22 protein-coding genes are annotated in these 23,239 nt (G+C 45.2%); 15 read left to right on the top strand and 7 right to left on the bottom strand.

Annotation, left to right across the window (positions count from 1 at the left end):
• Positions 1-3 precede the first annotated feature (3 nt).
• The 5 genes from serB to PYW33_RS14815 all read left to right on the top strand — a co-directional run bounded on the left by serB (position 4) and on the right by PYW33_RS14815 (position 4,367).
• Complete coding sequence (serB, locus tag PYW33_RS14835; RefSeq protein ID WP_004647186.1) at positions 4-1,224, top strand: phosphoserine phosphatase SerB; 1,221 nt, start codon at positions 4-6, stop codon at positions 1,222-1,224.
• Between the two features lie 166 nt (positions 1,225-1,390).
• On the top strand, positions 1,391-2,461 hold the full coding sequence (locus PYW33_RS14830; RefSeq protein WP_004647187.1) for an RNA-guided endonuclease InsQ/TnpB family protein: 1,071 nt from the start codon (positions 1,391-1,393) through the stop codon (positions 2,459-2,461).
• Positions 2,462-2,834: 373 nt separating this feature from the next.
• On the top strand, positions 2,835-3,170 hold the full coding sequence (aciT, locus tag PYW33_RS14825; RefSeq protein WP_004647188.1) for a ciprofloxacin tolerance protein AciT: 336 nt from the start codon (positions 2,835-2,837) through the stop codon (positions 3,168-3,170).
• A 141-nt stretch (positions 3,171-3,311) separates the two neighbouring features.
• On the top strand, positions 3,312-3,791 hold the full coding sequence (locus tag PYW33_RS14820; protein WP_004647189.1) for an SCP2 sterol-binding domain-containing protein: 480 nt from the start codon (positions 3,312-3,314) through the stop codon (positions 3,789-3,791).
• A gap of 69 nt (positions 3,792-3,860) precedes the next feature.
• Positions 3,861-4,367: a hypothetical protein gene (locus PYW33_RS14815; RefSeq protein WP_004647191.1), complete on the top strand. Its 507-nt coding sequence runs from the start codon at positions 3,861-3,863 to the stop codon at positions 4,365-4,367.
• A 44-nt stretch (positions 4,368-4,411) separates the two neighbouring features.
• Here PYW33_RS14815 and dtd read toward each other — a convergent pair whose 3' ends face one another.
• Positions 4,412-4,852 (bottom strand): D-aminoacyl-tRNA deacylase, encoded by a 441-nt coding sequence (gene dtd / locus PYW33_RS14810; RefSeq protein WP_004647192.1) that lies wholly within the window; start codon positions 4,850-4,852, stop codon positions 4,412-4,414.
• 227 nt (positions 4,853-5,079) lie between these two features.
• Here dtd and PYW33_RS14805 point away from each other — a divergent pair, with 227 nt between their 5' ends.
• From PYW33_RS14805 to asd, 5 genes are all read left to right on the top strand, one after another.
• A complete protein-coding gene (locus PYW33_RS14805; RefSeq protein ID WP_004647193.1) occupies positions 5,080-6,594 on the top strand; it encodes a catalase in 1,515 nt (504 codons plus the stop codon).
• 185 nt (positions 6,595-6,779) lie between these two features.
• On the top strand, positions 6,780-7,310 hold the full coding sequence (locus PYW33_RS14800; RefSeq protein ID WP_004647194.1) for an ankyrin repeat domain-containing protein: 531 nt from the start codon (positions 6,780-6,782) through the stop codon (positions 7,308-7,310).
• A 119-nt stretch (positions 7,311-7,429) separates the two neighbouring features.
• Complete coding sequence (gene pncB / locus PYW33_RS14795) at positions 7,430-8,635, top strand: nicotinate phosphoribosyltransferase (protein ID WP_004281262.1); 1,206 nt, start codon at positions 7,430-7,432, stop codon at positions 8,633-8,635.
• A gap of 184 nt (positions 8,636-8,819) precedes the next feature.
• Entirely contained in the window at positions 8,820-9,668 is an 849-nt protein-coding gene (locus PYW33_RS14790) for a sulfurtransferase (RefSeq protein ID WP_004647196.1), read from the top strand.
• Positions 9,665-10,516: an archaetidylserine decarboxylase gene (gene asd, locus PYW33_RS14785; RefSeq protein ID WP_004647197.1), complete on the top strand. Its 852-nt coding sequence runs from the start codon at positions 9,665-9,667 to the stop codon at positions 10,514-10,516. The genes PYW33_RS14790 and asd overlap by 4 nt, the downstream gene beginning before the upstream one ends.
• 178 nt (positions 10,517-10,694) lie before the next feature.
• Here the strand turns inward: asd and PYW33_RS14780 are convergent, their stop codons facing one another.
• Complete coding sequence (locus tag PYW33_RS14780; protein WP_004647198.1) at positions 10,695-11,312, bottom strand: SPOR domain-containing protein; 618 nt, start codon at positions 11,310-11,312, stop codon at positions 10,695-10,697.
• A gap of 334 nt (positions 11,313-11,646) precedes the next feature.
• Positions 11,647-13,437 (bottom strand): arginine--tRNA ligase, encoded by a 1,791-nt coding sequence (gene argS / locus PYW33_RS14775; RefSeq protein WP_004647199.1) that lies wholly within the window; start codon positions 13,435-13,437, stop codon positions 11,647-11,649.
• Positions 13,438-13,695: 258 nt separating this feature from the next.
• Between argS and PYW33_RS14770 the strand changes: the two genes are divergently transcribed.
• Positions 13,696-13,983: a DUF2798 domain-containing protein gene (locus tag PYW33_RS14770; RefSeq protein WP_004647201.1), complete on the top strand. Its 288-nt coding sequence runs from the start codon at positions 13,696-13,698 to the stop codon at positions 13,981-13,983.
• A gap of 88 nt (positions 13,984-14,071) precedes the next feature.
• Here the strand turns inward: PYW33_RS14770 and PYW33_RS14765 are convergent, their stop codons facing one another.
• From PYW33_RS14765 to PYW33_RS14755, 3 genes are read right to left on the bottom strand one after another with little or no spacing between them, the layout of a single operon-like run.
• A complete protein-coding gene (locus PYW33_RS14765) occupies positions 14,072-15,373 on the bottom strand; it encodes a DUF445 domain-containing protein (protein WP_004647202.1) in 1,302 nt (433 codons plus the stop codon).
• Positions 15,374-15,384: 11 nt separating this feature from the next.
• On the bottom strand, positions 15,385-15,936 hold the full coding sequence (locus tag PYW33_RS14760) for a CC0125/CC1285 family lipoprotein (protein ID WP_004647203.1): 552 nt from the start codon (positions 15,934-15,936) through the stop codon (positions 15,385-15,387).
• A gap of 52 nt (positions 15,937-15,988) precedes the next feature.
• Positions 15,989-16,528, bottom strand: a complete 540-nt coding sequence (locus tag PYW33_RS14755) for a DUF924 family protein (RefSeq protein ID WP_004647204.1) — start codon at positions 16,526-16,528, stop codon at positions 15,989-15,991.
• A gap of 211 nt (positions 16,529-16,739) precedes the next feature.
• On the opposite strand from PYW33_RS14755, the gene gshA reads away from it, so the two are divergent.
• Both gshA and PYW33_RS14745 read left to right on the top strand, forming a co-directional pair.
• Positions 16,740-18,317, top strand: coding sequence for a glutamate--cysteine ligase (gene gshA, locus PYW33_RS14750; RefSeq protein WP_004647205.1), 1,578 nt, complete (start codon positions 16,740-16,742; stop codon positions 18,315-18,317).
• An 18-nt stretch (positions 18,318-18,335) separates the two neighbouring features.
• Positions 18,336-18,863 carry a disulfide bond formation protein B gene (locus PYW33_RS14745; protein WP_004281272.1) on the top strand — a complete coding sequence of 176 codons (528 nt, stop codon included), beginning with the start codon at positions 18,336-18,338 and terminating at the stop codon, positions 18,861-18,863.
• A gap of 53 nt (positions 18,864-18,916) precedes the next feature.
• Here PYW33_RS14745 and PYW33_RS14740 read toward each other — a convergent pair whose 3' ends face one another.
• On the bottom strand, positions 18,917-20,248 hold the full coding sequence (locus tag PYW33_RS14740) for a PGAP1-like alpha/beta domain-containing protein (RefSeq protein WP_004647207.1): 1,332 nt from the start codon (positions 20,246-20,248) through the stop codon (positions 18,917-18,919).
• Between the two features lie 246 nt (positions 20,249-20,494).
• On the opposite strand from PYW33_RS14740, the gene PYW33_RS14735 reads away from it, so the two are divergent.
• Both PYW33_RS14735 and parE read left to right on the top strand, forming a co-directional pair.
• On the top strand, positions 20,495-21,088 hold the full coding sequence (locus tag PYW33_RS14735) for a YqiA/YcfP family alpha/beta fold hydrolase (RefSeq protein WP_004647208.1): 594 nt from the start codon (positions 20,495-20,497) through the stop codon (positions 21,086-21,088).
• A 1-nt stretch (position 21,089) separates the two neighbouring features.
• On the top strand, positions 21,090-22,970 hold the full coding sequence (gene parE, locus PYW33_RS14730; protein WP_004647209.1) for a DNA topoisomerase IV subunit B: 1,881 nt from the start codon (positions 21,090-21,092) through the stop codon (positions 22,968-22,970).
• Positions 22,971-23,239: the final 269 nt, after the last annotated feature.

The following is a 23,239-nucleotide window of genomic DNA, read 5'->3' as shown; positions in this document are numbered from 1 at the left end:
TTCATGCGAGAAATCATTCTTATATCATTCTTAGGACCTGACCAGCCTAATCAATTTACACGATTAATGCAGGTTTTGTCCGCTCATTCCCTACAGATTTTAGATGTAGGGCAAGCGGTTATTCATAATCAGCTAACCTTAGGTATTGTTGTTGCCTCTGAAGACCAGACTGCAACCGCATTAGCCATGAAGGAGATCCTGATTCTAGCACATGATATCGGGTTAACCGTGCGCTTTAAACCGATCTCTGCAACTGAATATGAGCAGTGGGTCAAAGAGGGTGGACGCACACGTTATATCGTAACGGCATTGGCCCCTGAATTAAATGCCTCTCATCTGCAAGCCGTGACCCAGATTGTCTCGGGCCAGGGTTTTAATATTGAAACCGTGACCCGTCTGTCTGGTCGCCCCGTTTTAGATGGTCAGAGTGCCGGTCCAAAACGTGCCTGTGTCCAGTTTGGCCTCAGTGGACAAATGCTGGATGCAGCTGCCATGCGTGCGGCCTGTCTCAGCCTGTCGAATGAACTGAATGTCGATGTCGCGGTTCAGGAAGACAATGCCTATCGCCGTAACCGCCGTCTGGTCTGCTTTGATATGGACTCGACCCTGATCGAGCAGGAAGTGATTGACGAATTGGCAATTGAAGCCGGTGTTGGTGAGCAGGTTGCAGAAATTACCGAACGTGCCATGCAAGGCGAGCTAGACTTCCAGCAAAGCTTCCGTGCCCGTGTTGCCTTGTTAAAAGGTATGGACGCATCGGTACTGCCGAAAATTGCCGAGCGCCTGACCATTACTGAAGGGGCTGAACGCCTGATTTCGACTTTGAAAGCATTGGGTTACCGTACTGCAATTCTTTCTGGAGGTTTTCAGTATTTTGCGGAATATCTGCAAACTAAACTGGATATTGATGAAGTACATGCCAATGCGCTTGATGTGCAGGATGGTGTGGTTACCGGTGAAGTCAAAGGCCATATTGTCGATGGCGCGCGTAAAGCCTTCTTGCTCGGTGAAATCGCCCAGGAGATGGGAATTTCCCTGGAACAAACCATTGCAGTCGGTGATGGCGCCAATGACTTGCCTATGTTATCCATTGCAGGACTGGGGGTGGCTTTCCGTGCCAAACCTCTGGTACGCCAAAATGCCAATCAGGCGATTTCTAGCGTCGGTCTGGACGGTGTGCTGTATCTGCTCGGCGTACATGATAAAGACCTGAACCGTGCATAAGTACAGGCTTTGCTTGATTTTAAACGCGACCTTTGGGTCGCGTTTTTTTATCAAATGGAGCGTAAAACTCTGTTCTTCAGGTCAGAGATATAAGCGACACGACATGAAATGTCGTTTATTTTTTAAGAATCAATAATTTTAATTCAACATGAGCTAATATAAGCCCATGAAAACACTTAAATTACGCATAAAAGACAAACATTGCAAGGTGCTAGACCAATTAGCATCTGAGGTGAACTTTGTTTGGAATTATGTCAATGATTTAAGTTTCAAACACCTAAAAAGAACAGGTGATTTTTTCTCAGCATTCGATATGGCTAAATACACAAAAGGGACTTCAAAATTGTGTGGTCTGCATAGCCAAACGGTGGATGCAATTAGGGAAGAATATGCTGCTAAAAGAAAACAGTTTAGAAAAGCAAAATTAAAATGGCGTGTAAGTAACAAGAAGTCAGCAAGAAGATCGCTTGGTTGGATACCATTCAAAAAATCAGGACTGAAATATGCTGAGGGATGGGTTGAGTATGGAAAAACCAAATTTGGCTTATGGGATAGCTACGGTTTAAACAAATATGCCGTTAGAACAGGCTCATTTGTTGAGGACAGTCGTGGGCGTTGGTATGTGTGCCTGGTCGTGGATTCACCTAAGTTAGATAAACCAACTGCAACTAAAGCTATTGGCATTGATCTAGGCTTAAAAGATATAGCCACCTGTTCTGATGGTACTGTGATTTCAAATCCAAAGTTCTATCGAAAATATGAACAAAAACTAGGTACTGCTCAACGAGCGAAGAATAAAAAGCGTGTTCGTGCATTACACGCCAAGATTGCAAATTGTCGTAAAGATCATTTGCACAAAGCAAGCACCATGCTTGTAAAAGAAAATGCACTGATTATTGTTGGCAACCTGAGTGCTAAAAAACTTGTGAAAACTAAAATGGCTAAATCGGTTTTAGATACAGGATTTTCAGAACTCAAAACAATGCTCAAGTATAAATGCGAGAACGCAAGTGTATTGTTTGAGGAAGTCAACGAAAGTTTCACAACCCAAATCTGCTCGTGCTGTGGTGAGATCACCGCAAGCAGTCCGAAAGGTAGAGCAGATTTGCGAATAAGAGTATGGGAATGTGAAAACTGCTCAAGTGTCCTGGATCGGGATTTGAACAGTGCTAAGAACATACTTGCGCTTGGGCATAAGCGTCTAGCAGTAGGAATCACCCTCCTTTCAGGTGGGTGAGGATGTCAATGCTTATGATGTGAGTTATATAAGGAAGAGTTGAAATATGGCTACAAAAACATCGATCATCTTAAACGGAAAAATAATTTTTTCACTTAAAAAAACTACTGATAATTTTGTAATGACACGCCAACATTGGCGCAGTCATTGATCCACAAAAATGTGAAAAGCAAAAAATGTAATGACAATATAATATCGCGACAAAGTATGTCGTTAGGCTGGATGACAGGACTTTTTTTATGCAAAAAACTCAGCATAATGCAGGCATAGAGATACAAATCAACAGATTCCATTTTATTGATTTAACGAAATTCAATAGATAGAAGCGTTGCAATATCAAGCGGAAACTATCTATCTGGATGGAGGGGGTTATATGGTAACAGCGAATTTAGCAACGATTGTGGGCTTCAGTTTAGTCGCTGTAGCTGTGCTTGCTGTGTTCTTCTCGCCTTATCGTCGCTGGTTAAGCTTTATGGCGGCCGGGATGCTGGTATGGGGCCTGATCGAGGTGATTCGTGTAGGAACTCAAACTTGGTTTGAGCTACCAATGACGTATAGTTATCTGAGTGCGTTAACTGCGGTCATGATGGTCGTGACTGGCCTGTTGTTGCGTGAAGATCGTCGTGCTGAGCGTGCTTTGGCAAAACGCCGTTGCATCGAACATACGCCAGTGTATGAAGACGACCAGCAGCAGCTTTCAAGCCGTTAATTCTACAAGTTGCAATGAAAAAAATGCACCCACGGGTGCATTTTTCAGTTTGGAAATATGATACAAACTGCATAATCCACCTAGCTCAGAACTATGCTAGGATATTTGTCAATTTTCGTACAATTAGAATAGGCATCCTCCATGAAACTGTCGTCCATTCCTGTGTTAAAACTTCCTCTTATTGATATGAGTACAGATCCGCTGGACTTACTGGTCGCAGGTTTAGCTTTACGTATGAAGCAGTTGGCACGTACCAGCCCAAAATTCATTGAACTGGTACATGGACGTCAATTCCGTATCCAGATTGGTACGGATGAAGGCATGGCACGTCAGATTATTGTGGATAACGGTCATATCGATACGGTTTCGGGTGATGCTGAAAAAGCTGATTTTGTGTTGCAGTTTGCCGACAGTGAGCAGGGCGTGAAGACCTTGGTCAAAGGTGACCCGACGGCATTTATGACCGGGATGCAAAGCGGCACGATTAAGATGGAAGGCGACTTTGGCCTGCTGGTCTGGTTTAACCAGGTGGCAAAAATGATTCCACCAAAACTGCCAAAGCCAGTCAAAGAAAAAGTGAAAATGGTACGTCAGTTTATTAAAGAGAAAACTGGTAAGTAGTCTAAAGACTTATTGAATAATCATTTTTCTATTGTAAAGTACCCCCTTTATTTTGAGGGGGTATTTTTTATGAAAAAATTAATTACAGCAAGTTTAATCGCTGCATCAGTAACGATGACAGGATGTGCCAGTATTATTTCAGGATCAACACAAACACTGACATTTAAATCAGTTCCTGAGCAAGCATCTATTTCTATTACAAATAAAGCTGGCGAAAAAGTACATACTGGAGTTACGCCTGCAACAGTGACTCTTAAGCGTGGTAATGGATTTTTTCAACCCGCTGCTTATGATGTAACTTTTAAAAAAGAAGGTTTTCAAACCAAAACAGTTCAAGTAACTGGTACTGTTAATGGTTGGTATGTGGCAAATATCATTTTTGGCGGTCTAATTGGTTTGCTTATCGTTGATCCTGCTACTGGAGCAATGTATACATTAAACCCTAGTGATATCAATGCTGTATTGGATGAAAATCAAACTGCATCACAAAAAGGTCAACAATCACTCACTGTAATGTTGGTTCAAGATATTCCTGAAAACCTTATGAGCCGTGCAAAATATATTACAACGCTCTAAGTTCAAAAATAAGAAGCCCTCAATTCGAGGGCTTTTTTACTGAATCATTCAACTTCTAAATTAAACGTCACCGGTCCATCATTGACCAGATGCACTTTCATGTCAGCGGCAAAAATACCGGTTTGCACATGTTCAAACTGGCTTTGGGCATATTTTACCAGCTGCTCATAAAGTGCTTTAGCCTCGGCAGGCGGCATAGCTGGGCCAAAGTCTGGACGTAAACCTTTTTGGGTTTGCGCCATCAGGGTAAATTGTGAAACCAGCAATAAACCACCGCCGGCCTGGGCAACGTTCCAGCCCATTTTGCCCTGTTCATCATCAAAGAAGCGGTATTTCAATATCTTATCAATCAGCTTTTTGCCTTTTTCCAGATTGTCATCTTTACCTAAACCTAGAAAAACCAGAATTCCTTTTTCAATTTCCCCGGTGGTTTCACCCTCGACCACAACTTTAGCTTCTAAAACTCTTTGTAATAAGGCACGCATTTTACATATGGACTGCTAACAATAGATGGGGGTGATTGTAGCAAGAATAAAATCTGGAGCAGTATGAGATGCTGTTTTTATGAACTTTAAATATCTGAAAATCAATTGCTTAATTTTTATAAATTCATTAAAGCGATTGAATTTATAAAAATAATCTGTTTTATCTATTTATTGTGTTGGCGTATCTTAGCCCATGCAGGAAAGGTAATAAATTGAGAGATTTAGCAATGTTTAAGCGTTCATTACTGGTTGCAATGCTTGCAACTGTCACAGCTGCACAAGCTGCTCCTTTAACGAAAGACAATGGCGCACCAGTCGGTGATAACCAGAACTCGATCACTGCGGGTCCAAATGGTTCTGTACTCCTTCAGGACGTTCAACTGGTACAAAAATTACAACGTTTTGGTCGTGAGCGTATTCCTGAGCGTGTCGTACATGCGCGTGGTACTGGGGCATATGGTGAATTCGTTGCAACCAAAGATCTATCTGATCTTACCCTCGCTTCATTGTTCAAAGCGGGGACTAAAACTCCAGTTTTCCTACGTTTCTCTACCGTAATTCATGGTAAAGGTTCACCAGAAACTCTACGTGACCCACACGGCTTTGCATTGAAATTCTACACTAAAGAAGGTAACTGGGACTTGGTCGGTAACCAGACACCGGTATTCTTCATCCGTGATGCAATCAAGTTCCCGGACTTCATTCATGCCATGAAGCCAAGCCCAGTGACAAATGTTCAAGATGCCAACCGTGTGTTTGACTTCCTGTCGAGCCAGCCATGGGCAACCAACATGCTGACTTATGTGTATGGCAAGCAAGGTGTTCCAACCAGCTACCGCGAACAGGACGGTTTCGGAGTACATGCCTACAAGCTGTATAACGACAAGGGCGAATACAAATACGTGAAATTCAACTTCCGCTCTAAACAAGGCGTGAAGGGCTTGAACGTGAAAGAAGCGGCTGAGCAGCAAGGTAAAGATTTCAACCACTTGACCAATGATCTGTATAACAACATCTATGCGGGTAATTTCCCGAAATGGGATCTGTATATTCAGGTGCTTGATCCTAAAGATCTAAACAGCTTTGATTTTGATCCGTTAGATCCAACCAAAATCTGGCCAACCGAGCTGGTTCCAGAAACCAAAGTGGGTACTTTGACCCTGAACCGTATGCCGAAGAATTTCTTCAACGAGACTGAACAGTCGGCATTTGCGCCAGGTAACCTGGTTCCAGGTATCGAGCCATCAGAAGACCGTCTGCTACAAGGCCGTATCTTTTCTTATTCGGATACCCAAATGTACCGTTTAGGCGCGAATCACCAGCAAATTCCGGTGAACCGTCCCGTAGTGAATGTGAACAACAATAATCAGGATGGCTACATGAATATCTCTGAGCGTGACTCGGATGTGAACTATGAGCCAAGCCGTAAAGAGCCAAAAGCTGCAACTGAAAAAGCGCGTGCGGTACAAACGCCATTATCTGGTCATGTACAGCAAATTGGCGTGAAAGAGCAGAACTTCAAGCAGGCAGGTGAGCTGTACCGTTCATACACAGCTAAAGAGAAAGATGACCTGATCATGAACCTTGCTGCTGACTTAGGTGCAGTGAAAGATTCAGAAACCAAGCACATCATGTTGTCTTATTTCTACAAGGCAGATGCAGACTACGGTACGCGTATGACCAAAGCGGTCAATGGGAACCTGGCGACTGTTAAAGCCAAAGCTGCAAAATTAAAAGACTAATCCCGATTGGTCTTGAGGAACTGGTGACTAGGGCATAGCGCATCACCTCCAAAAAGTCCTGTAATACTCCAAACCTTTCCTGCACCCTAGGGGGAGTCTTACAGGCACTCCGTTTTTCATCTCATCTCAGGATAATTCAGTCTTTCAAGACTTAAATTCCCCTTCGATTTCTGCTGGAGTTCATCATGAAAGTTATGTCATCTGTGTTTTTAGCCAGTATTCTCACGATAGGTTCCGCATTCGCAAACGCGACTGTCGCGAAGGATATCTCCCCCGCTAAAAGCGTGGACAATGTTCAGATGAACTCACAAGAGGAATTGGCCGACCTGTTCTTTGCTGCGGCTAAAATTGGCAATAGCGAAGTCATTCATGAATTTTTAAAACACGGCTTTCCGGTCGATGTACGCAATAAAGACGGTTATACACCACTGATGATGGCGACTTATTATGGCCATCAGGATATTGTCGCCAGCTTGCTTAAACATGGTGCCGACCGCTGTGCTCGAGATAATCGAGGCAATACAGCCTTGATGGGGGCTTTATTCAAGATGGAATTTGCGATTGCCAAGCAGCTGCGTCAGGTGGATTGTGATGCCCAGGCGCAAAAAAACGGACAAAAGACCACAGCCGAATTTGCCAAGGTGATTGGTCAGGAAAAACAGTTGCAGAAACTGATTCAGGAACAGGAAAAAGCTCAGGTCAAATCACAGAAATAAACCGGGTTATGCTTCTGATACTTTTGTCGCAAATACAGCCAGCTGTACGTAAATCCTGCATTATTGCATGACTTTTTATGCTTTAATGCAGAGATAAGCACAGCGATATTCCCTTAGTTATGGCTCCAATTATCCATTCTCTGTTAGATACTGACTTGTACAAATTCACCATGTTACAAGTGGTCTTACACAAGTTTCCGCAAACGCATAGTGTCTACCATTTCCGTTGTCGTAATCTGGAAGATACAGTCTATCCACTGACGGATATTCTGGATGACCTGAATCATCAACTGGACCTGCTGTGTCAGCTCAAATTCAAAGAAGATGAACTGCAATATTTAAGAAGCTTACGTTTTATCAAAAGCGATTTTGTGGATTATCTGGAACTGTTCCAGCTCAAGCGCCGTTTCATCAAGGCCAGTATCGACAGTCAAGGCCGTCTGGATATTGTGGTGGAAGGTCCGATGGTTCAGGCGATGATGTTTGAGATCTTCGTTCTCGCCATTGTCAATGAACTGTATTTCAGCCGGATTCGTACCCCTGAAGTGCTGGCTGAAGGCGAGCGCCGTTTAAAAGCCAAAATCGAGCTATTAAAACAGTATGATGCTGCGCAAAACCCAAATGATCCACCATTTTTGGTGTCAGATTTTGGTACACGTCGCCGTTACAGTTTCGATTGGCAAAAGCATGTGGTCGAAGAATTTCACAAAGCTGCACCGCATGTGTTCCGTGGTACCAGTAATGTACTGTTGGCCAAAGAGCTGGGGATTACCCCGATTGGCACTATGGCGCATGAATTCCTGCAAGCTTTTCAGGCGCTGGACGTACGTTTACGTAATTTCCAGAAATCTGCACTGGAAAGCTGGGTACAGGAATATCGTGGTGACCTGGGCATTGCCTTGACCGATGTGGTGGGGATGGATGCGTTTCTGCGCGACTTTGACCTGTACTTTGCCAAGCTATTTGATGGCTTGCGTCATGACAGTGGCGATCCCTATGAATGGGGTGACAAGGCCTATGCACATTATAAAAAGCTGAAAATAGACAGCAAAACCAAGATGTTGACTTTTAGTGATGGCCTGAATCTGGAAAAAGCCTGGAAACTGCATCAATACTTTAAAGACCGTTTCCAGGTCAGTTTTGGCATTGGCACCAACCTGACCAATGATATGGGGCAAACCCCACTCAATATTGTGCTGAAACTGGTGGAATGTAACCGTCAGTCAGTGGCCAAAATCTCGGATAGTCCGGGCAAGACCATGACCGATAATGATACCTTCCTGGCCTATTTACGTCAGGTTTTTGAGATCAATGAACCTGCTTAAGTCAGTTTGAACAATTCATAATTTTTAAGAACCGTTTCTAGATAGAGGCGGTTTTTTTATGCAAGCTTATTTAAGACCAAGGTTTAGCTAAAATCTTGCTAATCATCTGCAAAGAAAGCACATCAGTGTAAAAACCAGCTGTGCTAAGATCAACAGGATTTGACCAATAATAGCCATGATAACGATGACCGCTGCAGCTTTTAATTTTGGCCTGCTGATTGAGGCAGAAGATTTAGTTCCCTATTTGGGCCATGAAAAACTTCGTATTGTCGACCTGAGCCGTGCCTCTGTGTATGAGCAGCTGCATATTCCGCACGCCTTGCATTTAAAGCCTAAACTTCTGGTGCGTCAGGAAGAAACGGCGATGGGACTGTTGCCGGACGCGGAAGGCTTGCAGGCTCTCATTGATTATCTGAATATTTCTTCTGAGCATCATGTGGTGGCTTATGATGATGAGGGCGGGGCATGGGCAGGGCGTTTGCTCTGGAACCTGCATTGTCTGGGTTTTGAAAATACCAGTCTGTTGAATGGCGGGATTCATGCTTGGCTCGGTGCCGGTTTGCCGACTTCTTCCAGTCAGGAACAGTTTGCACCAGTGAAGGATGTATTTCAGGTCAATCTTGACCATCAGGCAAATTTTCAGATTGGCTATGATGAACTGCGCCAACAGGTTGAAAATCAACAGGTTCAAATTTGGGATTGCCGTACGCAAGATGAATATACCGGTTTACGTTTAGCGGCTCGACGCGGCGGTCACATTCCGGGAGCACGTCATTTTGAATGGAGTACTGCCCTTAATCGCGAAAATCATTTAAAATTACAGCCTTTACCACGTACTCAGCAGCGCCTGGAACAACTGGGCTTTGATTTGAATCAACCCGTTGTGGTGTACTGCCAGTCCCATCACCGCTCAGGTTTGGCCTATATTTTGGGTCGTTTACTGGGCTGGAAAATTCGAGCCTATGATGGTGCGTGGAGTGAATGGGGCAACCGCCTCGATAGTCCAATCGCTACAGGGGAGCTGCCATCTTGAGCATCACGTCACGTTTAAAACAACAGTTTTTTATTAAAGCTCAACGATTAGTACCGCAACATCGCTTGTCTCGGGTGGTGGGTAAAATTGCCGCCAGCGAAAACCCGATTATCAAAACTGCTGCAATTACTGCCTTTAAGGCGCAGTATGGTATTGATATGTCGATTGCTGAACAGGCCAATGCCCTGAAATTCAAGTCATTTAATGAATTTTTTACGCGTGCCCTAAAAGAAGGTATCCGTGCAATTGATCCAGATGCTACGAGCATTGTTTCGCCTGCAGATGGTGCGATTTCCCAGCTGGGTAAAATTGAAAATGGCGATGTGTTCCAGGCTAAAGGCCAGAAATTTACCGTTGAAGCCCTGATTGCTGATCCGCAACTGGCCGAGCCATTCAAAAATGGTGAATTCGCGACCGTGTATTTGTCGCCACGTGATTATCATCGGGTGCATATGCCATTTGCCGGAACATTAACTGAAACGCTATATGTTCCAGGCGAGCTGTTCTCGGTAAACCAGGTGACCGCAGAAAACATTCCGGGCCTGTTTGCACGCAATGAACGTATGGTCTGTCTGTTTGATACTGAAATCGGCCGTATGGCGGTGGTATTGGTCGGTGCGATGATTGTGGCGGGTATTGAAACCGTGGCAACCGGCAAAGTGAAGCCTTCAGGCCGGATCGAACTTAATCAGCATGACCTATTCCTGGAAAAAGGGGCAGAACTGGGTCGTTTCTACCTCGGTTCAACAGCAGTGATTTTATTCGAAGAAAATAAAATGCAGTGGGATGCCGCATTCAAGGCCAATTCTTTGGTGAATATGGGTGAAGCGCTGGGGCATACAGTTTAAAAATTTTAGCCTCCCTTTATTAAAGGGAGGTTGGAGGGATTAAATATTTTCTCGTTTAAAATAAATAAAAATCCCCCTCAGTCCCTTTAAAAAAAGGGGGGCCTCTCCTATTCAGGAGAAGGTTAGAGAGATCCAAATAAAAAAAGCGCCATCAGGCGCTTTTTTTATTTCTAGAAAATTATCGTTTCACGACGATGGAATCGATTCCGCTATTTTGCAAGGTTTGCTGCGCGATAATCGCTGCTTCTGCAGAATCGTAAGGGCCTGAAACCACGCGATACCAGACTTTACCATTTTCTACACTGCGTACCACATCGGCAGATAAACCATTGAGAATAATTTCGGCACGGCGGGCATCGGCCTGATCCGGATCATCAAAACTACGGACTTGCAGAATATAACTGGCCGGTGTGGCAACAGGCGTTTCACTGGCTTCTAAGCCAGGTTCAGTCGTCGTCGCTTCAGGTGGAGCTACTTCAGGTCGAGGTGCTTCTACAATCACTACTGTATCCTGATTTTTGTTTTCAGGGACGGCCTGTTCAGGAATCGGCGTCACTTGTTGCTGTGGTAACAGATCATAAAAACGGTAATCTTTATTGGTATCTTCTTCTTGGACAGATTCAGCACTTGTTTGAGTTTTCGGTTTAACCGGTTCCCATGGCTTCCAGAGCATCAGTGCCATTAAAAAACTTAACACGATTAAAATGATCACGAGTGTGCCGAGCCAGGTTGGAATAAGTGGCTTTTTAGGCTTATTCGGTCTTTCAGATACACCGCGTTGCGTTTTTCCAAACACTTGGGAATTTCCTCTTATTAATCGGGACATATAGAAAAGGCATAACAGCAGTTATGCCCTTACTATCACTTCATCCTATGTGATCAGGATACAAAAGTCATCCTCTAGATCACAAATCACACAGAATTTTAATTTATCTGTATCTTCAAGCACATAGCTAAAGTTACAAAATGTCTGCTCAGCAGATAAACGGCAATACGTGGCATGTTCTCAAGCTAAACTCTAAACATGCCAAGTTGTTTGCATGCTCACTTCGAGCATAGCTCTCGTCTTGCGAGCATGCAAAACAGTGTTTTGACTATTTACCTTCTTGCATCAATGTAAAAGCAGTGCTTTACATTGATTCAGGAGCTGACACACCTAAAAGTTCTAAACCGTTACGCAGTACCTGACGTACGTTCACTGATAACAATAAACGTGCCTGAGTTAATTCAGCATCATCACCGAGTACTTTATTGTCGTTGTACCAGCCGTGGAACAATGCTGCCAGCTCTTTTAGGTAGTTACCGATTTGATGCGGCTCATAGCTGTTTGCAGCACGGACCAGAATTTCTGGATAGGCCGCTAGTTTGGCCAGGATTTCAGTTTCAGCATCAAGCTCCAGCTTAGCCGCCAAATTACGTGCCGCTGTAGCATCAAAGTTGACATTGGTAGACGCTGCTTTTTCTAACATACGACAGATACGGGCGTGTGCATACTGGATGTAATACACGGCGTTGTCCTTGCTTTGTGACACAGCAAGATCTAGGTCAAAATCAATGTGCTGTTCAGACTTGCGCATTACGTAGTAGAAACGAGCGGCATCATTGCCGACTTCTTTACGCAAATCACGCAAGGTCACAAACTGGCCTGAACGGGATGACATTTGTACCATCTCGCCGCCACGCCATAGGCTCACGAACTGAACCAGAAGAACCGTTAATTTTTTCGAATCATAGCCCAGCGCATCAATGGCCGCTTTTACACGTGCGATATAACCGTGGTGATCTGAACCCCAGATATCGATGATATCGGTATAGCCACGTTGTAATTTGTTCAGGTGGTAAGCGATGTCAGACGCGAAGTAAGTGGTCTGGCCATTACGGCGTTTCACGACACGGTCTTTTTCATCACCGAATGCAGTGGATTTAAACCAGATGTTGCCATCTAGTTCATACAGGAAACCACGCTGATCTAAGGTCTGTAAGGCTTCTTCAATTTTGTCTGTCAATGATTCTTCGCTGAACCACTGATTGAAGGTTACACCGAACTCGCCCAAGTCATCTTTAATATCATCCAGAATCGCTTTAAGCGCGGCTTGCAAGAATACGCGGTAGCCTGTGCCAATTAACGCTTGTGAGTTAAAGATCAAACCATCAATGTGTTTTTCTTTATCACCAGACAATACGACTTTATTGCCATCAGCATCTAATTCAGCAGCAAATTGCACATCTTCAGGCACATCTTTATACACGTCAGCCACAGGGCGTACATAGGTGTCGCCATCCTGGTCAATAATGCTTTGCGCGATTTCTTTAACGTAGTCGCCTTGGTAGGCATTTTTTGGGAACACCAGTTCCTGACCCGTTAATTCTAGGTAGCGCAGATAAGTCGAAGTCGCCAGAATGTCCATTTGACGGCCAGCATCATTGACATAGTATTCGCGGTCGACTTTGGCACCAGTCGCTTCAAGCAGGTTCGCAACCGTCATACCATACGCAGCACCACGACCATGACCCACATGCAGGCTGGAGGTCGGGTTGGCAGACACGAATTCAACCTGGATACGTTTGTCGGCATTGACCTGGGTACGACCATAAGTCGCCTGTTGTGCCTGAATCTGATCGAGGACTGCAAAGCGCTGGTCGGCATTCAGGAAGAAGTTAATAAAACCAGGACCGGCAATTTCTGCCTTGCTGATATCCGCCACTTCAGGCAGGGCAGCAAGAATTTTTTCCGCTAAATCACGTGGCTTCATACCCGCAGCTTTCGACGCGATCATGGCAATATTCGACGCAAAGTCACCATGGCTTCGGTCTTTGGTACGCGTCAAATTACTTGTATTGTTCCAGTCAGATGGGAGTACGCCTTGTGCCTGTAAAGTGTGCACTGCATGATCGAGAGCTGCTTGTATTGCCGTATTCATAATCAGTCGAAAATAGAGATCGCAGAAAAACAGCAAATATAGCAAATTTCAGGCTGTTTAGGTAAAAGCATTTCTAGGGAATAAAAAGTAGAGGATCACTTCGTTAGAAGTTTTTGACTAAAGAAAGGGAAAATCAACGGATTAATCCCGTGAAAATAAAACCAGTTTAAGCTCAATGATTCAGATGAAAAAAACAATGCTCCACCGTATAGAATTTGGCTTATATTAGTCATCTGAAAACAGTAAAAAGAGCATGTCGTGGCTGCATCACAACGTCCGACCATTATCGGTCATATTCCTAAACTCCCTGCAAAATGGGCATTGATTATTGTGCCTTTTATCCTGTCCTGTCTGATGAGTGGCATTATTTCCATGATCAATATGCTGCGTAATCTTGGCTGGATTGATGGATTTATGGCACTCTGGTTTCATAACTGGATGATTTCCTGGGCGATTGCTTTTCCGATTGTGGTGACCTTATTGCCGTTCGTACGCAAATTCACGGGGCTATTGGTCGATATGTCCGGACCTCAGCCACCCAAGTGATCATTTTTTAAATCTTAAATTTGATCTGGCTGGAGTCAATTCTTGGATATTTTAAAAGTCGGGATGTATGGGACGAATAGCGTCATCTTTAAATTAAATGCTCTACCGCCGCCCGGATAATCCCAAGTACCAGACCGATACAGGCACCGACCACGACTCCATTGACCCGGATCATATGCAGGTCGCCGCCGACTTCATTTTCAATCTTGTCGATCATCTCGCTTGAATCCCATTCGTGAATGCGCTCGCTGATAAAACGAATCACTTTTTCACTGTACTGGTCACTCAGGTCAACCGCGATTCCGCTGAGACGTTTATTCAGCAGCTCACGTACCGAGGCATTCGAGATGATATTTTCACCGACCTGTTGAATAGCAATTCTGAGATTTTCCGCAATCCCCGAATCCGGTTTTTGCAAGTCAGCCTTGATCGCATCACATAAAATCACCACCGCACCGCTGATAAAATTCAGCACTTGTGGGCTATCCAGTAAGGCATCCTTGGTTTCATTCAGGCGTTGGCTGGCTTCACTGTCATTATCCGCCAGCTGTAACATCCAGCTATGTCCCATGCTCTCAATTTTAAGTCGCCATGGATGATCTGGATCGGCCAGCATGGCTTCAACGCGCCCGATCACGGAATCAATACTGCGTTGCTGCACGTCAATCCCGATCCAGCTGGCGCCTTTGGCCAGTTTCCACACGCCCATTTCCTTAAACAGGTTACGGGTCAGCTCACGGGTTTGTTCAGGATGTGAGGTCATCCAGGCATGCACCACATCCAGTCCGCGCTGTAGTACATCCTGATGGAAATCATTGTCCAGAACGGCATGCAGCATTTCGCTGGCCAGGGTATTGATCTGGGTATTTTTGACCCATTGCACGCTGTTGCTCTGGATAAATCCGGCAATCTGTTCCTGTCCCACAAATTCAAAGATTTTAGGCACCGTCTGCTGAATGACCTGAGTCACTTGGGCATTGTTTTGTGGATTAGCCAGCCAGCGTCCTGCAGCCAGACTCAGGTCGGTACTGTCCAGACTGCGCTGTACAATTTGCGGAGAAAGAAAATTTTCCTGCACAAAACGGCCCATCGACTCTGCAATACGGGCCTTGTTACGTGGAATGATTTCGGTATGGTCACGTAAAAACTTGGGAATGGGCAATCTGCCAAAAGGGTTACGAAACAGTACGGTAATCGCATACCAGTCCGCCAGACCACCGACCACACCCGCTTCTGCCGAGAGCATCAGAATATGAATGAGCCAGATATATTCGGGTAGCAGTTTGGCTGCAACCATCAATGCCAACCAGATCAGTACGGCGACCACCAGGGCGATGGTCGCGAAACGTTTACTGCGTTGTAAGCTCGGGGAGATACGCTCTGTCTGCATAGATCATCCTGTCAGGAGGGATTGGCCGGTTGCGGTTGCAGCACTGCACCGGATGGACTTAAACCATATTTAGCCCCAAGTGACTGTAAAATCAAGCGGGCATCAAAGGCATCTTGAGGCGCCTGATTGGCCTTGAAGCATTCAATGGTATAGGCCACCTGGGCAGGATCCAGAGTCACGGTATAGGGACGGTCATAGAATGGGTCTGGCCAGAACCCCGGATATCGGCGGTAATACCCGTACGGATAAAAGCTCGGTGCCGGATAGACGATGGCCTGCCGTGGAGGTTGTTGAGTACGGTTACTTGGATCATTCAGTACCCTGAAGAACTGAAAGCCATTTTGTACGGTAGTCTGTGCGGCTTTGAGCAGGGTAATTTCTTCAGCTGTGCCAAAGCTCATATTGGGACGGGCCTGAAAGCTGATACGGTAAGTGTTGCTATTGAGGGGAGTGGTACTGTAGCGACCTAACTGATCAAATGTTAAGGGCTTTGAGGGTGTGGTTGCACAGCCAGTCAGGCTGATGGCAGCAATCATACTCAATCCCAGTAGCATGTTTTTCATGTTCGATCTCCTGATGCAATGATCCAGTTCAGACAGCCGGTCTTAAAAAATCTTAAAAACTGCTATCGGGCTGGGTCAGGAAAGTAAGTTCTTCATTGGTCGATTCACGACCCAGGATTTGGTTCCGATGCGGGTAACGTCCAAAGCGGTCAATAATGACTTTATGCTTTTTCTCGAATTCCAGATTGGTCGGATTGCCCAGACGCTGAAACAGTTTTAAGGCGAATTCATGAATTAGTTTGGATTCGCTGTGCATAAATGGCATATACAGAAAGGCACGTTGTTCTGGACTGAGCTGTTGATCCAGGTTCAGGCTGATGGCTTCCTGAGCCAAGGCCAGTGCCAAACTGTCTTGGGCAAAAGCTTGGGGAGAATCACGGAATAAATTTCGTGAAAATTGATCTAGCACAATAATTTCGGCCAGCCGACCTTCTGCTGTTTCACGCCAGCCCCAAAGTTCAGCCCGGGCTGCCTGCTGATGAGTGCTCATGAACTGCTGCGCAATACTTTGGTCGAATTCATGACTTTGGCTAAACCATAAGGGCTGGCTGTCCGCATGAAACCAGAAGTCTAAAATATCTTGATAATTCATAATATTTACAATTCATTAGCATCTATTTGTTAATAAAATCACAAATTTTCCATGTCTTATAGAGGAAGTTTGTGTTAAAAATTTGCCAAATTAAAAATCAATAGTTTGCCTGAAAACTAGGCAGCCTGTCATGTGCCGGCACGAAATCACGTTATACTGATTAAACCGATGATTTTAATTTAATAATTTAGCCCCCTTAAGCGAGATTGTAATGAGTCAACCTGAATCGACTTCCCAAAATGTGTTACCGACCTGGGTCGAGTCGTCACTCATCAAAGGCATGCTGCGTGGTATCGAGCGTGAAAGCTTACGTATGCAAAGTGATGGTTTCCTGTCACAGGCAGCGCATCCTCGTGCCTTGGGTTCAGCCTTGACTCATCCACATATCACCACGGACTATTCTGAAGCATTGATGGAGTTTATTACTCCGCCACAAGACAGTATTAAAAAGGCGCTGGACTATCTCAGCGATATTCATGCAATTGTACATCGCCATCTGGAAAATGATGAAAAGCTCTGGCCTTTGTCGATGCCGTGTATGCTGGACAGCCGCGATGACAGTATTCCGCTGGCACAGTATGGCAGCTCGAATATCGGTTTATTTAAAACCTTGTATCGTCATGGTCTAGGTGTGCGTTATGGCCGCCGTATGCAGACGATTTCAGGTGTGCATTACAACCTGTCTTTCCCGGACCATCTCTTCGAGGCACTGCAACAGCAGGAACAGGACGAAGCGCTGAAAGCATTGAGCTTGCAGGATTATCGCAGCCATCGCTATATGGGCCTGATCCGTAACTTTATTCGTCTGACCCCACTGGTGATGTTCCTGATCGGGGCCAGTCCGGCAGTCTGCCAGTGCTTTATGACTGGCCGTGATCATTTCTTGCTGCCATTGGTGAAAGGCACTTTGTATTCGCCTTATGCGACCGCGCTGCGTATGGGACGTTTTGGCTATCAAAACTCTGCGCAGAAACAGCTCGGTATTCACTACAATAATTTGCAGGACTATCTGGACGGACTGCAAAAAGCCGTTAAAACGCCGTATAAACCGTTTAGTCGTCTGGGACTAGATGATGCCAATGGCCAGCCGATCCAGATCAATGATCATGTGTTGCAAATCGAAAATGAATATTACAGCTTAGTGCGCCCGAAACAGGTGCCACTCGCGGGTGAAACCCCGTCACAGGCCCTTGAAAATCGCGGGATTGCCTATGTCGAGTTACGTGCCGTCGATGTCAATCCCTATAGCCCGATTGGGATTAATGAAGATACGGCCGGCTTCCTCGAAGTCGTAGCTTTGTACTGTTTATTGCAGGACAGTCCGGCGCTCCTCAGCGATGAACAGGATATCATTGAGCAGAATCAGGCCGAGGTCGTGAATCGTGGCCGTGCGCCAAATGCCGCAATTATGGAAAATGGTCAGTCTTATCCGATTGAAGACTGGTGTGCCATGCATTTGCAACATATGCATCCCCTGGCCAAGCTGTTAAATTCGGCCTATGACACCACCTTATATACTGATGCTCTAAAAACCATGAGGATCCGGGTCGATGAAGTCGATGCCACCTTGTCTGCCCTAGTGGTCGGGGATACGCGTGAACAGGGCAGTATGTGGCATTTTGGCCAACATCTGGCCCAGCAACACAGCAGTGTCTATGAAGCGCATCAGCTCAGCCCGGAAACCCTGGCTTATTTTGAAGAAATGTCACAAAAGTCATTGCAGCAGCAACAGCAACTCGAGCAAGATAGCAGCGTCAGTTTTGCTGATTATTTAGCCCAATATCGATAAAAAATAAGAGGATTCACCATGCAATGGGGTTATCGCTTCGTGAGTGGTATGTTGTTTCTGGCTGCTGTCATCGGCATGGCATTTGCCTTATATCTTGAGCATGTACAAGGTCTGGCGCCTTGTCCGCTCTGTGTGTTTCAGCGTGTTGGATTAATCGGACTCGGGATCATCTCACTGATCGCATTCCTGCATAATCCCGCATCTAATCTCATGAAGCGGCTGTATGCCTTGCTGGGTTCGCTCAGTATTTTGTGGTCTGTGGGCGTGGCTGCGCGTCATGTCTGGTTACAGAACCTGCCACCGGATCAGGTGCCGAGCTGCGGTCCCGGTCTGGAATACTGGCTGGAAACCCTGCCGATGCAGTCTGTACTGCAACAGGTCTTAAATGGTTCAGGGGAATGTGCCGCGATTGACTGGACCTTCTTGGGTCAATCCTTGCCTGTCTGGTCTTTGATCTTTTTCAGTATTTTATTGCTGATTAGCCTGTGGCAACTACTGCGTAAATATAAAAAGGCACCGGTTAAACGACTCAGAGATAAATATTAATTCCGTATTTAATAAAAAAGCCCTCAATCGAGGGCTTTTTTATTTGCTTCAGTTTAGGTCAGGGCTATGCCTTCCAGACTGTCCAGATCCATCACATATTCATGAATCTGATCAAAGGCTTCATCTTCTACACTTGGATAGAACCAGCGCGCCACCTGCTCGGCCACTAGCGGATGATACTGAATTTCAAAATGGTTCAGGCCGTAAAAAATCGCCTTGTTTGCATCGGGGACTTTGAGCTGGAAACGCGGATTGGGATGCTCGCCCAAAGCACTTTTAATACTGACCAGATAATCGCCAATCACATGTAAGGTCTTGTTTTTTCGGTTTTCAAACTCGATGGTACCGGCGACCAGATAGGTATCGATATGCGAGGGAATTGGGGCAGGTTTACGGTGATCATCCATAAAGCCGATCCGAAGTGGATTATGCTCCCAGTCATCATCCCGGACGCTGCCATGGCGCAAATCCAGAATACCGTTACTGCGAATATTGACCAGATGGCCAAGCAGCCGGATCAGTGGAAAATGTCCAAGTTTGTCCTGCAAGCTAAAGCCAAAACGTTCCAGTACTGCACCATGATGCGGTGAACCCAGACAGACCAGATTTTCCACCATATTGACCCAGCTATAGACATTCTGCTTGCCATAAAACAGCGCACTACGAGAGACCAGACCACCCATGCTATGCCCGATCAGGTCAATACTGGTAATTCTCGGATTGCGAGCAATCAGATCCTGTAAGGTATTCGCCAGACTTCGACCATTGGCAGAAATCCGGCGTCCAGTATTGTAATTCAGGTAGAGCATGGTATTGCGGTCGCGCTGCGCCAGTAATTTTGCCCCAATGCCTTCATATTTGCGATTTGACCAGTCTAAATGGTTCATGCATAAGCCATGTACAAACAAAGTAATACGACCGCTTAGCTCACCTTTTTGCAGCGAGCCATAATGGTCATAGATCACCATCGGCAGGGCTAGAGGGTTTTGATATTTCAGCAGATAATCCCCGATAATGCCATTTAAGACACTGACCAGAAAATGCAAGGAAGGTGTCAGCGGTTTATTATGCAGTTTAGGAAAGCGTTCAATAATCTGGCGCAAAGCAGGGGCAATCAGGGTATTGCCATAATGAAACAGCATGTCATAAGACATTTGATAGAGCCGCACAATCGACGGAATATTCTGAATTTTTTCAGAATTATTTTCACTTAAACCGAAAATACTCATTAAAATTTCGCGTTGAATACTCTTGATCAGCTCCTGGATCACATCGTTAAAGCGCATCGTTACCAGCTGCGCCAGACCTTCCAGTACATCGGCCTGACTCGGCGGGGTTCGATCCCATCGACAATAGGTTTCATGTAACGGTGTCAAACTTGGCATCTGATCCTGTCCTTTCAATGAGCCGCATGTGGTGCCATCTTTCTTTTTAAAGAACTTCGCGGTATAAATTCTTTTTCTTGTTGAGTTTCCTGATTTTGAGGGCCTCAGCTTAAAATAACGAGAATGAGAAAAGATTTTGAGCTTTTTTGTCAGACAATTTAAGCAATTAACTGGTCTTATAACGTAGTGTACTTCACATTATTTAAATTAAATTTTGATGATTGATGGGTTTTTTGTTGGTAGTTCATGAATATCATTTATTTGCATGGTTTTAAGAGTAATTCGAACTCGATCAAGGGGAAATTGCTGCAACATTACTGTGCAAAGTATCCTGAAATTCAGGTACATTTACCCGATTTAAACATGTCACCGAACGCTGCCATTGCGTATGTTTCTGGCCTGATTGAATCGATGCATGATGTGGCGTTACTGGGCAGCAGTCTCGGCGGATTTTATGCGACACATCTGGTCGCACAGCATGCTGTGCCTGCTGTACTGATCAATCCGGCAATGCGACCATGGCAACTGTTTCGTGAACTATTTGATGAGCAACTACCTTATCAGGTTCATCCGAAATGGTGTCTGGATGAAGCAGATCTGGTACAACTCCAGCAATTGGCCCTGCCTGTTGCACAAGATGCAGACAAAATACTGGTTCTGCTGCAACAAGGCGATGAAGTTTTGGATTATCGTGAAGCACATCGTTATTATAGTGCTGCGCATCCCCCTGCAATACTGATGACTGAAGCGCATGGCAGTCACGGGATGGATGATTTTGCGGAAAAAATTCCGTTCGTCTTACAGTTTTTATTGGACTGCATAAAAAAGGAAACCGAATAACGTGTCTCAATATACGGCTCAATCTCTTGAAGTTTTATCTGGTCTGGATCCGGTCCGTCGTCGTCCGGGCATGTATACCGATACTTCTCGTCCCAACCATTTGGCACAGGAAGTGATTGATAATGCTGTCGATGAGGCACTGGCAGGACATGCCAACAAGATTACCGTCACGGTCTATAAAGATGGTTCTTTATCAGTTGAAGACAATGGCCGTGGTATGCCGGTGGATATTCACCCTGAATACGGCCAGAGCGGTATTGAAATTATCATGACCAAACTGCATGCCGGCGGTAAGTTCAGCACCGATAATTACCAGTTTTCCGGTGGTTTGCATGGCGTTGGGATTTCAGTGGTCAATGCGCTTTCGACCCGGGTAGAAGTTGAAGTTCAGCGTCAGGGCAATCTGTATAAAATGGCCTTTGAAAATGGCGAACCGGTTGCACCGCTTGAAGTACTGGCAGGTAAGGCACCGAAACGGGTATCAGGAACTACTGTACAATTCTGGCCTGAAGCCAAATATTTTGATTCACCTAAATTTGCCCTCAAAGCGTTAAAACATAATCTCAAAGCCAAAGCTGTTTTGGCGGCGGGCTTACAGATCAACTATGTTGATCAGATCAATGATGAAAAGATCACCTGGCAGTTTGAAAATGGTCTGGTTGATTATTTGATGGATGAGCTGGAAGACCGTGAAATTATTCCGGCACCGGCTTTTGTCGCCACAGGCGATGCAGAACGCGCCAGCGCAGAATTTGCGATTTGCTGGAATGTCGAAGGTGGAGAAAGTGTTCAGGAATCTTATGTCAACCTGATTCCGACCGCACAAGGGGGAACGCATGTGAATGGTCTGCGTTCAGGCGTCACCGATGCGATGCGTGAATTCTGTGAACTGCGTAATTTGCTGCCGCGGAATATGAAACTCTCTGCCGAAGATGTCTGGGACGGCGTCAATTATATCCTGTCGCTGAAATTTCAGGAGCCGCAATTCTCAGGTCAGACTAAAGAACGTCTATCGAGCCGTGAAGCAGCTGGAATTGTGCAGAATATTGCCAAAGATGCCTTTGCATTATGGTTGAACCAGAATTCTGACATCGCCATGCAACTGGCAGAAATGGCCATTTCCAAAGCCGGTCGCCGTCTCAAAGCAGCGAAAAAAGTAGAACGTAAGAAAATTGTCGCGGGTCCAACCTTGCCGGGGAAACTGTCGGACTGTGTAGGCCATGATCTGGATCAGTCAGAACTGTTTATTGTGGAAGGGGATTCTGCGGGTGGTTCGGCCAAGCAGGCGCGTGATAAGAACTTCCAGGCGATTATGCCAATTCGTGGAAAAATCCTGAATACTTGGGAAGTCTCTTCTGACGAAGTTCTAGCATCGCAGGAAGTACACAATATTGCGATTGCCATTGGCGTTGATCCGGGTTCGGATGACTTGTCTGAACTGCGTTATGGCAAGGTCTGTATCCTGGCGGATGCCGACTCGGATGGTTTGCATATCGCGACTTTGCTGTGTGCCTTGTTTGTGAAGCATTTCCCGACTCTGGTAGAAGAGGGGCATTTGTATGTCGCAATGCCACCATTATTCCGTATTGATGACAACAAAGATGTGCATTACGCTTTGGATGAAGATGAGCTGAATAGCATCCTGAAAAAATGCAAAACCAAGAATCCGCAAATTACCCGATTCAAGGGGCTGGGCGAGATGAATGCCAGCCAGTTACGTGAAACCACACTTGATCCAAACACGCGCCGTCTGGTGCAACTAGATCTGGATGATGCTCATCATACTGCAGGTTTATTGGATAAACTTTTGGCGAAAAAACGTGCCAGTGACCGTAAAGACTGGTTAGAACAAAAAGGTAATCTGGCAGATTTGGTGGTTTAAACTATCGAATTTAAGCAATAAAAAATCCCGCAAGCGCGGGATTTTTTTGTTTTAAAACAGTGCAAAAATTACTCAAGATGCTGCACTTTATTTGTACATCATCTTCTATCTCACTTCTGCTATGTTTTCATTGCTCTTTGCGCGACCTACTTAGAGTTAAGCTCGGATACAGCATTTAAATACAGGTTTAATTCTTTTTAGTATTACTAAATTCATGATTCATAATACGAATAATGAGATCAGTTAAATTAATTTTTTTTATTTTTTGA

The sequence above is a fragment of the Acinetobacter lwoffii genome (assembly GCF_029024105.1).
Taxonomy (GTDB): Bacteria; Pseudomonadota; Gammaproteobacteria; order Pseudomonadales; family Moraxellaceae; genus Acinetobacter; species Acinetobacter lwoffii.
Note: the sequence above shows the minus strand (reverse complement) of the source record. Positions and strands in the feature narration are given on the sequence as shown.